This window comes from Fictibacillus nanhaiensis, from assembly GCF_023715445.1.
Classification (GTDB): Bacteria; Bacillota; Bacilli; order Bacillales; family Fictibacillaceae; genus Fictibacillus; species Fictibacillus nanhaiensis_D.
Map to the genome: position 1 here is coordinate 46702 of NZ_JAMBOD010000001.1, position 12530 is coordinate 59231.

Below are 12530 nucleotides of genomic sequence, written 5' to 3' on the forward strand. Positions count from 1 at the left end.
AAAGGTAACGGGATACCAGGTAAAAAAGTAACCCCTTGAAAAGTGACTTTAACCTTAGAGGGACGTGGGTTTTAGTCTCTTTCGTTTTAATATTTCTTCTTTGTCTTTGTTAGTGTTCCGCAAAGTTAAAACTCTAGGAAAGTTAAATGTTCCGAAATGTTTAACCATGTGTAATTGTGGGCGATTAGCACACTAGCCGTCCGGCGATGAGGACATCCAATCGTCTACCGACAGTAATGCTTCACTGACGCTCGCATATGTACCTGCTGAATAATTAAATTCTGAAAAGATAGATTGCTTTATGAAAATTGTAGGATCTAAAGTTTTAGTAACGGATGATTATATCAACATATTTTTAAAAACAGTTGGAATTAATCCGATTGGTTTTGAAGGTGCAACTCCAGTTTATCAATTAAACGATAAATTCAATACAGCAATACAAGACGGTCAGTTGGTCTTTGAACTTATGCGCGATAACGTTCTTAAAACAGGCAGACGTTTAGGATGAGCGACTTTCGGTAAGCCTTCTCCAGTGGAATAAAGGGAGGGAGTTAGAGGGAGACAAGCTTGTTATTAACCGTTTCCTTCTCATCAAACCTTCCTCACCTTTTATCTTGGTAAAGGCGACTCGAAAATAACTATAAAGGAGATTGATGTAATTATGCCTACTGATAGAAAGAAACCTATGATTCCTCGACAAAAATTCGTTGGACACTTGCTAGTATATACGATTGGAACAAAAGAACTTCTAGATCGATGGCTTTCTACGGAGGACGTTGCAAAAAGGTTTAAAACAACCAAAAGAGAAGTTATTAAGAACTATCAATTATATAAAGAGGTAATAAATAAAAAAGACATCTACTATGATGAAAATAAAGGTGAATTTTATTACATTTCCTTCGGGGGTATGATATGTTCTTTAAATTAAAAAAGAATCCAGAAAAGATTCAAAGAGGTACAAAGCTAACCCAACAACAAGAATTCAATAATATTATGAAATTCGCGGAGGAGATATTTCAGGAATCTGATTGGAATGAATCAAGTGGAGCAAAACATCCTATTTTTGAAGTGATTTATATACTTGGAAGAAAAATTCAATCTGATTACATGGTGAATTTGTTAAAGGTAGAAGACGAATCCAACTTAAAATCCATACTTCCTCCTTTCATGTTTGAAAAAAATACAATGTTAACACAAGACGGTAGACAATTTTCAGATTTAATAAGTACGTTAGATATAAAGAGAAAGGCTAATCTTAGAAACGATACTGTTCTACCTTGGGCCTGGAAAAGACAACGGTTAATTAAAGCAATAACTAATATAGGTCAATGTAGAAAGTTAGGGCCTTGGAAAGAAGATGAATTAAATCATTCACTTGAATTATGGTTACCTATTGGCCTTTATTGGGTCTGGAGTGGAAATCACTCATTATCTGTAGGGATATTACAAGGAAATGGTACGATCTCAACAGAAGCAGTCAACGATATTAGTGAAATATATAACTATGTCACTTGTGATGGGATGTATTATTTTAGAGAATTTGATAAGTCGATTATTGGAGAAGTAAAAAATATTGAGATAGCGGCTATTTTTGAAATCGGACGATTAATGACCAAACACAATATTACTTATTAGCATCCTTAATCAGGGTGCTTTTTTTATTCTACTTTACAATTGAAATGTCTTATAAGGGTTGATATATCAAGGATTTGAGCTATGCGAAAAGTCCTCCACTTTACGGTATTTATGTAATGAAGGCATAAAAAGGAGGACATTAAATGACGAGTAGTAAAAATCAATTGTCTTATGACGAAATGGCTCGTGCAATAGCGAAGGTAACAGCCGGAAATCATCTTCTATATCAAAAGGATACGAGCTTAGAAGAGTTATCTAGAACATTACGATGTAGTAAACAAAACATCTCTTATCATATGAACAATGAAAAAATCAAACAAATATTAGACCAAAGTGGAATTACAACCAAGAAGGTTTTCAAAGTCATTTATTTCTCGTTCGATGACAGTTGTTTAAAAAATAATCAATTAGAAAGGAGGAAGATATTGTGAGTACAGACGGCAGAAGAATAAACATTAGTTTTGGTGTAGACGATCGTGAACTAGCAAAATTAATGAACACAATGAATAAAGTCCAAAATAAAATGAATCAACTCACTCGAAATGTTGAAGCGGCTTCAAAGAATTTCAACTCTCTTTCGAATAATCTTAGTCAGGTTGAACGTACCCAAAAGCAATACTCAAGAGCTATGGATCGTATGGTAAAAACTAATCAGGACGCAACCAAGAGCGTGAAAGAGCTCCAGAAGACAGTCGATAAGGGCTTTAATTCAAAACAGATCGATCAAGCAGGAAGATCAATTAGAACGGTTGATAACAGAATTGTTGGGGCTAGAGAGAGTATGAAAGGACTAAATAAATACACATTATCTTTTGCTGATGCTACAGGAATTGCAGGAGAGAGGATGTTACAATGGTCACTCGCCGCGACTGGAATTTATGGGACAGCTAGAGTTTTTCAAGAGATCACAAGAACAGTTATCGAGCTTGATTCACAGTTGATTGACTTTGAAAGGTTGTTTGCAAGGACATTTGAAAATGCAAATAAGTACATGAATGAGTCTTCGAGAATAGCAGAACAATTCGGATTGAAACTAACTGATGTTAACAATATTATGATCGAGTTTGGTAAACAAGGGCTTAAAGAAGAAGATATCGCGAGGTTAACTAACGCTACGGCTTTATTACAAACTGTAGGTGACATAGATGCAACAAAGGCAACAGAAACGATGTCCGCTTTAATGAACGTATTTAATGTTGATGCCAGAAATGCAACTTCAATTGTGGATCGCTTAAATCTTCTTGCTGATGAATCTTCAGCTAGTGTTGATGATTTGGCAGATGCGATGTTTAGAAGTGCTTCAGTGGCAGATAGTTTCGGTGTAAGTCTTGATCAAATGTCAGGTCATATTACTGCAATCCAAGAGAAAACAAGACTTAGCGGATCAGTTATAGGCAATGCACTAAAAACTATCTACTCACGTGTTACAACAATGCCCGGTGCCTTTAGAGCATTAGAAGAAGCAGGGGTAACTGTATTTGATCCACTTACAGGTGATGCTAGAGATGTTGGAAGTATTTTTGATGAGTTAGGGGCGAAATGGGATTCATTATCTGATCGACAGAAACAAGAAATTGGCGTTAAAGTCGCAGGCAGAGATCACCTAGCAAAATTCTTAGCCCTCATGAACGATTATGATGATGCGTTAAAATACACCAAAATCGCAACAGAATCATGGGGTACAGCGAGCAAAGAGGCTGAAAAAGTAACTGATAAACTTCAGAAAAAGTTAGATTCTATGGTTAAATCCTTCCAAGACTTATCGAGAGCTATTGGGGAAAATGGCTTAGGACAAGCTTTAGGTTTCGCGATGGATTCATTATCTACATTGATGAAGGGCTTAACGGGTATTTTTGATGCGATGGGTAAATGGACTTGGGCTATGTTAGGTGCTGTTGGAGCTACAGGACTTTTAATCGCTAAAATGAAAGACTATAACCTTGAAACAAAAAACATGACAAAGCTTACTCAAGACTTCGAAAGAGCTCAAGCAATGAATAATACCATGACTAGTGAAGGTATCTCTTATATGGAACATCATAACAAGACTATTAAAGATAGAACAGGTCTGTTAGGTAGGATGTCCGGTGCGATTGGAATGGTAACTAACAGTTTAAGAGGGATGGCAATGGCGCTTGTAACTAATCCTTTCTTTTGGATAGCCGGAGCAGTGATCGGAATCTCTGCTTTAGTTGGTCATTTTAAGAAACTTAAAGAAGAACAGAAAGCGTTAAATGAAACAACGAAAGTTGCAATTGAACAATATAAAGCGTTTGAAGACGCTATTGCAAATGGAAAGGTAGACAGCTATCAAGTTGAAGCTTTGAATACTTCGATCGAAAAACTATCAGACAATGAGAAAAAGCTTAAAGGTAATATCGATGAAAATTACAAATCAATTCAAAGCAATTCTCACGGATATAGTAATCTTGGAATTAATGTTCAGATGGTAAACAAATCGGAAGAAGAGCTTACTGAAGAGTACATACGACGTACTAAAGTACATGATGTATTGTCTAAGAAGCAATTAGAGGAACTTGCTCAACTAGGTATTAAAACGACAGCAAAGACAAATCTACTCACTTTAGAAGAAAGATTAGGTGAGAGATCAGAAATTAATACCGAATTGCTCCAAAAGTCGAAAGATGCTATGGAACAACAAAGGTTGGAGGCAATAGTACCTACAGGCGAAGCTTATTTTAATTTAACTGAAAAGATTGATGAGAATTCTACAGCTATGGAAAATGCTATTGGCTTTGCCGATAGATGGCTTAATTCCATGAGAGAACAACAAGCATTAATCGAATTACTTTTAGGAGTCAAAAACAAAGATACTGTTCAGACTCAAATATATGATCAAGCAGTAAAAAACCTTTCTGAAACATTCGGCATCAATCAAGAATTATTAAAGAAAGACCCTTCCTTGATCAACGATAAGATGGACAAAATGGAAGAGTTGATGAAACTCACTTCTGAAGCATCTCAAAATGGTTGGACAGTGGAAAATAAGACTCGAGCACAACAGCTCCTAACCGCAGAAAATACCGAAAAAACAGCAAATAGACAGAAGCAAGCTTATGAATCAACTAAAACTATAATGAGCAAAGCTTACGATCACAAAATGGGTAAATTATTCGAGTATGAAAAAGTAATGGAAGAAGCTAATGGTGGTGCTCAATCGGTTGTTAAAAAATCTACATCAACAATCTTAGAGAAGCTTAAAGATCAAAAAGTTGAAGTCAAATCTACAGAAGATAAATTCCGAGACTTCAAAAAAGCAGTTGAAAAAGCATCGTTCGGAGCTTCGTCGTCAGTTGATAGCATGAGAGAAAATACTGTTGAAGACCTTAAACAAGTTAAATCTAAGACTGATGAAACAAAATCTGCTTGGGAGAGATTGAAAGAAGTATTTAAAAACAAGATCAAGGGATTCGCTGAAATCTCAATTAAGGGTATTTTCGGCGGATTGTTCGGGTCCGGTGGTAGCATCGATGGAGATAAGATGAAAGATGCGATCATGTCTTCAGGTGGAGGATCAATCGCGGGTCGAGGTTTTGGCGGACTGACATTTACATCCGGATTCGGTACAAGAAAACATCCGATTACTGGTAAAACCAAATTCCATGCAGGTATCGACCTTGCGGGTCCTATGGGTACCGCTATCAGAGCTCGTCAGGGTGGCGTGGTTCAATATTCAGGTCAAATGGGTGGTTACGGTAACATCGTAATTATCAAAGGTACAAACGGGCTTGAGTACCGTTACGCGCATAACTCTGCAAATCATGTATTTCCGGGACAGTTTGTTCCTGCCGGAGCTCACATCGCGAATATGGGATCGACTGGTGATTCAACTGGAAGTCACTTGCACTTTGAGGTTCGTCGTGGCGGTAGAGCGATCAACCCTACATCTTACTACCATAGTGGCGGTATAGTTTCTAAAAAGCCTCGTAATAACGAAGTAGACGCTCGCCTTCAGGTTGGTGAAATGGTTATTAACCAAAACCAACAAAAGAATCTCTTTAATATGCTGAACGGCAAGAACGGAAACGACACTTACACTGGTATGGGTGGAGCTAACTACACGATCAAGTGGGGAGACACTCTATCTGAATTAGCTGTCAAGTTTAAGACGACTGTATCAAATCTGATGAAATTAAATACGTTCATCAAGGATGCTGACAGAATTTTCGCAGGTCAAACGCTACGTCTTCCGGGATCATCTTCTAGCCCGAAACCTGTTACGCCTCCAAAGCCGAAACCTATGTTCAAGAACAAGGATGAAGCTGAAGCGTATTTAAGCACAGGTCAGGCTAATGTCGATCACGCTATGCACATCGGTATCCGCAACTCTGAATACCGTGTTCGTAACTTAACGACTTCTAAATATCGTGAAGCCTATCGCATGACTGGCAAAAACCACGATTACAACAAAATGGTTTACGATGAGCTGTCACAATTCTCTAACGCTAACGAAGCCAAGAAAATCTTTAATCAAGCTAACGTGTTTTTGAATGCTACCGATAAAGCGATCATGCTTAAGAAGGTCCTAGAAAACGTTGCACAAAACACTCTCAAGGTGGTTAGCGAAAAGACAAATTCTTGGTTGGATAACTTCAACAAGAAAGTCACTGAAGCTAGTCAGGGCGTCAAGAATATGGTTGATATCAGTAATCAGATTAACTCACGTAAAGTCGAAGAGGCAAAAGATTCTTTCGTCGGTAAATACGTTGAAGACCTTATGGCTCAATTAGGCATGGTGGAACAAGTCGATCCTGCCGAAGCATTGCAGAGAAAAATGGATGACATCAAGAATAAAATCCAAGCAAGAGCCGAAGAATCTGCATTGATCCAGTACCGTTTGAACGATGACAACCTAGCTCCAAGACTTCAAGAGCTTAACCTTCTGAAAGGCGACTTGGTTCACCAAATGAACGCGGTTAGAGCCGAATTCGCGAAGAATGGCGTCACTGATGCTAATCTGATCGCACAAGCTCAACAACCATTGAAGGATCGACTGGCGGAGATCGACGCTGAATATAAAGAGCTTCAGAATTCAATCGCTAACGGAAATAAAACTCTTGCAGAAAACAAAGCCGAATTAGAAGCACTTGCGAATGAATACAAGAATCTTCAGAATCAGCTAGATAACACTATCGTAAGTCGCCGTGAATTCACTGATAGATGGGGCAATATCGTCCGGGATGCTGAAGGTAATACAAAGATGATCACGGAGCAAGGTCAAATGATCATGGACACTTATGAGCAAGTCAGAAATGAAATAGAAGCTGTTCAGGCTATGGCACTCACAAGTGGAGCTACCGCAACGATCTCACCTATCCTAGATCAACTTTCTCGCGCTGTAGAAGCATACAAGCCTACGGTGAATGCAACTATAGAAACAACAACCGCATCTGCTCCAACGGATTCCTCCACAAATGAGACAAGAACGTATCAGGCAAATTCAACTACCAATCGTTATGTATCTTACAATGTTAATGCGGGTGTTATTGTTGCCTCTCGATCAGAAGCAAGGGAATTTGCTATGCATATCAAAGAATTGATTGAAGAGGAAGAAGGAAGAAGTTAATAAAATCACATGACAAAGAGAGGGATCATTAGGTCCTTCTCTTATTTATTTTCTGTGAAAGATAACGTGTAAAAATAATCTTTTTTAAGGTGAGAAAAAGTATTCAGAAGGAGGTACTAATGTATTTAGAAAGGGATAAATGCTACCTCATTTAAATCCTTTTCTTGCATAGCGAATACCTATTCGTCTGTTAAGAATTCACGGGTGAGAGGTCAGCCAACCTCTTTTCCCCTCCAATTTCTTCTCCTTTGAGGGTAACTTTTTATCCCTCTTTTTTTAGGAGTTTGCAAGTGACATACATCGCGACATACAAAGATGGCTTTTACCCTTGATACATAAGGAATCCAGTGTAATACAAAGTGAAAGGAGGTTGCGATATGCATGTGTTAACTAGTAGTTATATTTCCGCTTTAGCAGTTTCGAAAAATATTCCAAAAGCTAGAATGGAAACTCATTTTATCGAAGATGTAAATGTCTATGTTGTTTATTTTGATAAGAAATATGCTGATCGGGTTATGAAAATATTGAAACCACTTAATATATACACGGAATTAAAGGAGAGGGATTGGTGGAAGCATGAAGCTACTGATAATCAATGATAAGGTCTTTGCTTCTTGCATATTGGCATTAGTAAAGGATTCAAAATTAGGATTGGTGAGGATAAAAGGAAATGGAAATGGATCAGATATCGAAATTGAGGTAAGTTACCCCGAAGAATCAAAACTGCTAGTTAAGAGTATCAAGAATGATATTGAAAACAATAAAATGACAATCGATGTCAAAGAGTTAATGTACAAGTATAGATATGTCGATAATCTTGTTCGTGCAAAAATAAGTAAATGTAAGCGAGATAACTAATTGAATATTAACCCGATGAAAGTGGTGAGAGCCGTTGAAAGGGCAATGGAAGGTAATCAACAATAAAATTGAAGCTAAAACATCATTAAGGCAAAACTTAATCGTGTTAGCTTTGGCTGTATATTTACTCTTCTGATGAAAGGGGGTAAAAGATTGAACCATAAGCAAGTGAAAGCTTTAGAGAATAAAAGGTTGTTTGCAAGAGAAGTAGCTAAAGAGGTTTTCATTAAAAAAATAATCAAAAACGAAGATACTGCTTCACATGAGATTAGAAAGCTATTCAATATTACTAGACAAGCATTCCGTCATTATTACACGGATGCTTTCTTCTTAAAAGAACTTGAATACTACGGAGTTGAAATGATCAATGGTGGCAATTCCGGGCATGTGTTTAAAGTTAAGGAAACTGATTTCCTGAAAAAGAAGGGTATTGAAAGTCATAGCCAAGAGGAATCCACTTAAAGCTTTCTACTGGTAAAGGCGACTGATAATTGAAAGGTGGTGAAATTAAATGCCATTTGAAATTGGTATTGCGGGACCATTGAAAAAATACTCACTGAAAGAAATCGGTGAAAAAGCAAAACAAAGGATAGAGGATAAAAAGCAATCTGAAGTTAAAGCTTCTTCACAACAGCTTGATATTAAAGGGAAGGTTCAGGAAGTGAGAGTTTCCTTTTTGAACGGAATAGAAACACCTAAAGAAAAGAACTACCAACAAGCAGATAAAGAGACAAATTGGTTAGCAGGACTATAAAACATTCAAAAATAAAGGAGAAGATTATATTGAGGAAAGTATACTGTGAAATCTTAGAATGGAATTACAATCATGGAAACAATATACCGATAAAGAACTTTGCAAAGGGATTAGCTAATTGGATGAGAATACATGAGTCAGATTACAATGGGAAATGGAAAGAAATAGATTTTGCATCAGACTTAAATAAAAACTTATATCATTTCTTAAACGAAACAGGATTGCGAATTTCGAACGTTAGAGGGTTTGCTAAAGATTGGTATCAAAAGAAAAGATTATTCGACGAATTAAAGAAACTTAATGTTAGCGCAGAAGATAAGTATGGTAAAGTCTATCTTTACGATCTGAACCTTGTCGGTGATGAAGTTGAAGAGAAGAAAAAGTCAGTTATAAATAAGTTTATTTACTACGTGAAAAGTAACGGGAAATTGCATGTGAATGCGTTACAACCAGTTATTAATATCAATGTAGGAGATAGTTCCAGAACGGTTAACTTCGGGATACCAAAATTTGAACTAGCGGAGTTATTAGAAGAAAGAGAAGCAGATATCAAAAAAGCAGGAATCGAAATATGTAGTGGCACAAGTATTGATTATAAAGAGTACATCTATATAGGTAAATAGATTAAGTGAACGCTTATCGAACCAAAATTTAATTGAAAGGTAGGTGAAACCCTCCCTTCTTTTAAGCATTCATCATTCGATAAGCGTAATTTAATCTATACTTAGCTTGATTCTCTATTGCGGGGATCAGGCTTTTTCTTTTTATATATGTCTGGACCATACTCTTTTATCAAATCTTCCCTAAGCGAAATAACTGGATATTGTTGTTGATCGTTTAACCATTGAACAAAGGTTCTTTTAATAATATCTCTAATATCTTCTTGACCTTCTCCAACAAAATGACATTTCCACTTTTCTTTCATTGATTTTCTCTTTCGTTGATACTTCATAAAAACATCTCCTTTCACTTTTCTATAGTGTAAGAAATGCATTTTATAACTTACAAGATTAACAATTACCCTTTTAAATAGTTAATTAAGATATATAAGAATGGTGTAACAGTTAACATAATTGCTTGCTTCATATATTTAAAAAATAACTTTATTTACCAATCAATTTAAGTGATAATAGAATCAATGATAATGTTTGTTTCAGAGAGGGAGATGTTTGAAATTGGGGTTTGAATTAAAACAGTTATCTGACGTAGGTACTAGTAATCCAATAGTTGCAAGGCTTTCACTTCAAACAAACGAGTTAACAAAAATGTTTCCCTTAACAAATGAGCAAAAGGAACAATTATTTGGGTTATTAGGTATGAAAGTAAGAGATAGGTTAGTAAATTGCTATAAAATACATCAAAAAATAATGGGTGAATTAATAAGAATTAATTCTATCCAAAAAGATGATATTTTTAAAAATAATGCAATTTATACCCCTTGCGTAAATAATCTAAGATATTTATGCGAAAGTTTTCTCTATGAGGCAAAGTCTACCTTACGTGATTTCATCGGTATTTTCGATATTTTTTATGAAAAGAAATTTAAAGAAGCTAGGTTTGACGAAGCATATAAATGGGCTGAAAAAGAATTCGGTAAAGAAGATATTTTATCAATTACTTTAAAGCAAGATCATGATGGATGGATAAGAAGAATTGTTACAATGAGAAATGCAGTAGAACATCCAGGGGGAAGATCGGGTGAGTTATTCATAAAGGATATAATGCTTTTTAATAAAGATAATCCACCATATTTTAACCCACCAACTTGGAAGATTGATGATGAGGAAATGGGATTAGTTCATAATGATATGGAAACTTTTATTTATAACACTTTAGGATTTTGTGAGGATATATTAAAAATATTACTTGAAAAATTACCTAGTAAATTACCATTAATTATATATGAAATCCCTGAAGAACTCAGAGACCCAAACTGTCCAATTAGATTGAAAGTTACCCTAAACATTGACGAAATACCAAAGGTGTAATAAACGTTAGATATTTATAAATAACTAATATATGGTTTTTAGGTGGGTAAAATGATAATAAATAAATTTGATGTTTGGTATAACTTTTCAACATATTTAAATACAGATAATATTGATCTGATAAAATTAAAAGATAATATTCTTCAAACAGGACTTGGGGAGTTGATATTTCATTCTCCTGATAATATGGTATTTTGGGTGAATGAAGATAGAGTTATATCTTACGATCCAAAAATAAAAGGAGATTTTCAAAGTTACTCTTTTACAATACCGGATCAATCCATTATTACGGATGGTCAATTAGAGTATTTATATCAAGCAGTAAAAATGAAGTTTCACGAGAATCTATTATTTCGTGATTATATGTATAATGATTTGTTTGACCATATAAGGGTTTATCTCGCACCAATTTATTTACAAGAAGGTGAAGTAGTAATATCTTTTTATCCACAAATAAAGATATATAAAAATGGGATCGTACAAGTTATATTTAGAAGAATTGGAAATGGAAAAGAAATAATACATATAGACAATTTTATAAATAAATATGTTAATCTCTTTAACCATTCATTTAAAGATGTTTGGATACCGAGCGGATTCTTTTTTATTCAGTTGGCAAAAGAATTCGGTTATAAGTTTTATAAAAAGAATTCAGTAAAACAATTAAAAGCATTTTCGTTACTTAAAGAAAAGGTTATTAGTGATTCTGTTGAGAGTAGTGATGAATTTAAATTCCGAGTTACTAAATTACCAACTTCAACAACAGAATATAATACAAAAGATTTATTTGATGGCATCATAGATTGTATCCTTTTTTGTCTAAACATGAAAAATGATAAGCCTTTCAAAAGTCAAGAAAAAATTACTTGCAGTCAGACATGGAAGGGCATGCCGGTAATTCATTTGATTGATTTTGAAGATATGCCAGCAGATACAAGTAGTATAAGTGAAGCTCAATTTATAGATTTCAAAAAAATCTTAACCAGAACAACAATAAATGGCTATATGGAAAATGAATCTATTAAAAATCTAAGAGCATTTAATGATTATTTTTTTTATTTCAATGAAGCAGTTGCTTTATCTATAATGAGTAAAAAGGGATTAGCTATAGATAGCAAATTTTCTGACCCTAACAATGGGCATTTAATTTATGATAAGCAAATCCAAATAGAAATGATCAATTATTATTTCATAATTAGTAGAAAACTATTCGATTCCTCTGTGTTTTTAGAAAATATAAAAGTAGAAGATATTATTGATAACAGATTGTATTTACTTGAAATTGAATATATTTTTAAAAAAGAGTTATTTAAATTTGGAGAAACAAGGAAAATGTTTGATTTTGCCGAAAGTGAACTGGGTATTAATGATCTTAAAGAAAGATCACATCAATTATTTGAAATTAAAAAAGAACGTAATAACATAATTAAACAAGATTTTTATCAGAAGATAGGTATTTTGATTACTATCATATTTGGGTTATTAGGGGCAGTGTCATTCTCAAAAGACTTAGTTGTTCCAGCTTGGGATATAATATTTAACAATAAGATTAATACCACATCGAAGTTACTGATTTCATATGCTTCAACTGTAACTCTATTTACAATAATAATCATCTTAATTTTTAAGTTCATAAATTTAAAAAAGTGGATAATGAAATTTTACAAAAATGAGTAACCCCTGTTAAGTTACACAGGGGTATTTTTTA

The 12530-nt window shown here is 34.7% G+C and carries 13 protein-coding genes; 12 read left to right on the forward strand and 1 reads right to left on the reverse strand.

Translation table 11 applies throughout. The features are described 5' to 3' along the window. Window positions 1-301 precede the first annotated feature (301 nt). From M3196_RS00325 to M3196_RS00370, 10 genes are all read left to right on the forward strand, one after another. Entirely contained in the window at window positions 302-508 is a 207-nt protein-coding gene (locus M3196_RS00325; RefSeq protein ID WP_251320278.1) for a hypothetical protein, read from the forward strand. Window positions 509-661: 153 nt separating this feature from the next. Further along, window positions 662-928 (forward strand): hypothetical protein, encoded by a 267-nt coding sequence (locus tag M3196_RS00330; protein WP_251320279.1) that lies wholly within the window; start codon window positions 662-664, stop codon window positions 926-928. Further along, on the forward strand, window positions 913-1635 hold the full coding sequence (locus tag M3196_RS00335) for a DUF6710 family protein (protein WP_251320280.1): 723 nt from the start codon (window positions 913-915) through the stop codon (window positions 1633-1635). The genes M3196_RS00330 and M3196_RS00335 overlap by 16 nt, the downstream gene beginning before the upstream one ends. Window positions 1636-1778: 143 nt before the next feature. Beyond that, window positions 1779-2066: a hypothetical protein gene (locus tag M3196_RS00340; RefSeq protein WP_251320281.1), complete on the forward strand. Its 288-nt coding sequence runs from the start codon at window positions 1779-1781 to the stop codon at window positions 2064-2066. After that, window positions 2063-7222 carry a phage tail tape measure protein gene (locus M3196_RS00345; RefSeq protein ID WP_251320282.1) on the forward strand — a complete coding sequence of 1720 codons (5160 nt, stop codon included), beginning with the start codon at window positions 2063-2065 and terminating at the stop codon, window positions 7220-7222. Before M3196_RS00340 ends, M3196_RS00345 begins: the two co-directional genes overlap by 4 nt. Window positions 7223-7599: 377 nt before the next feature. Next, window positions 7600-7821 (forward strand): hypothetical protein, encoded by a 222-nt coding sequence (locus M3196_RS00350; protein ID WP_251320283.1) that lies wholly within the window; start codon window positions 7600-7602, stop codon window positions 7819-7821. Then, the gene (locus M3196_RS00355; RefSeq protein ID WP_251320284.1) at window positions 7799-8080 is read left to right on the forward strand and encodes a hypothetical protein; all 282 of its coding nucleotides are present in this window, start codon (window positions 7799-7801) and stop codon (window positions 8078-8080) included. The genes M3196_RS00350 and M3196_RS00355 overlap by 23 nt, the downstream gene beginning before the upstream one ends. A gap of 153 nt (window positions 8081-8233) precedes the next feature. Beyond that, window positions 8234-8542 carry a hypothetical protein gene (locus M3196_RS00360; RefSeq protein WP_251320285.1) on the forward strand — a complete coding sequence of 103 codons (309 nt, stop codon included), beginning with the start codon at window positions 8234-8236 and terminating at the stop codon, window positions 8540-8542. A 49-nt stretch (window positions 8543-8591) separates the two neighbouring features. Continuing rightward, window positions 8592-8834, forward strand: a complete 243-nt coding sequence (locus M3196_RS00365) for a hypothetical protein (RefSeq protein ID WP_251320286.1) — start codon at window positions 8592-8594, stop codon at window positions 8832-8834. Between the two features lie 29 nt (window positions 8835-8863). Next, window positions 8864-9457, forward strand: a complete 594-nt coding sequence (locus tag M3196_RS00370) for a hypothetical protein (RefSeq protein WP_251320287.1) — start codon at window positions 8864-8866, stop codon at window positions 9455-9457. A gap of 101 nt (window positions 9458-9558) precedes the next feature. Here the strand turns inward: M3196_RS00370 and M3196_RS00375 are convergent, their stop codons facing one another. Then, window positions 9559-9786 carry a hypothetical protein gene (locus M3196_RS00375; RefSeq protein WP_251320288.1) on the reverse strand — a complete coding sequence of 76 codons (228 nt, stop codon included), beginning with the start codon at window positions 9784-9786 and terminating at the stop codon, window positions 9559-9561. A gap of 223 nt (window positions 9787-10009) precedes the next feature. Between M3196_RS00375 and M3196_RS00380 the strand changes: the two genes are divergently transcribed. Together M3196_RS00380 and M3196_RS00385 are read left to right on the forward strand one after the other, a co-directional pair. Then, window positions 10010-10822, forward strand: coding sequence for a hypothetical protein (locus tag M3196_RS00380; RefSeq protein WP_251320289.1), 813 nt, complete (start codon window positions 10010-10012; stop codon window positions 10820-10822). Window positions 10823-10873: 51 nt separating this feature from the next. Further along, window positions 10874-12499 (forward strand): hypothetical protein, encoded by a 1626-nt coding sequence (locus M3196_RS00385; RefSeq protein WP_251320290.1) that lies wholly within the window; start codon window positions 10874-10876, stop codon window positions 12497-12499. The last annotated feature ends 31 nt before the right edge of the window (window positions 12500-12530 follow it).

Excerpts from the sequence above, each read along its gene's own strand:
- M3196_RS00325 (WP_251320278.1), top strand. The coding sequence starts at position 302 with ATGAAAATTGTAGGATCTAAAGTTTTAGTAACGGATGATTATATCAAC.
- M3196_RS00330 (WP_251320279.1), top strand. The coding sequence starts at position 662 with ATGCCTACTGATAGAAAGAAACCTATGATTCCTCGACAAAAATTCGTT.
- M3196_RS00335 (WP_251320280.1), top strand. The coding sequence starts at position 913 with ATGTTCTTTAAATTAAAAAAGAATCCAGAAAAGATTCAAAGAGGTACA.
- M3196_RS00340 (WP_251320281.1), top strand. The coding sequence starts at position 1,779 with ATGACGAGTAGTAAAAATCAATTGTCTTATGACGAAATGGCTCGTGCA.
- M3196_RS00350 (WP_251320283.1), top strand. The coding sequence starts at position 7,600 with ATGCATGTGTTAACTAGTAGTTATATTTCCGCTTTAGCAGTTTCGAAA.
- M3196_RS00355 (WP_251320284.1), top strand. The coding sequence starts at position 7,799 with ATGAAGCTACTGATAATCAATGATAAGGTCTTTGCTTCTTGCATATTG.
- M3196_RS00365 (WP_251320286.1), top strand. The coding sequence starts at position 8,592 with ATGCCATTTGAAATTGGTATTGCGGGACCATTGAAAAAATACTCACTG.
- M3196_RS00375 (WP_251320288.1), bottom strand. The coding sequence starts at position 9,786 with ATGAAGTATCAACGAAAGAGAAAATCAATGAAAGAAAAGTGGAAATGT.
- M3196_RS00385 (WP_251320290.1), top strand. The coding sequence starts at position 10,874 with ATGATAATAAATAAATTTGATGTTTGGTATAACTTTTCAACATATTTA.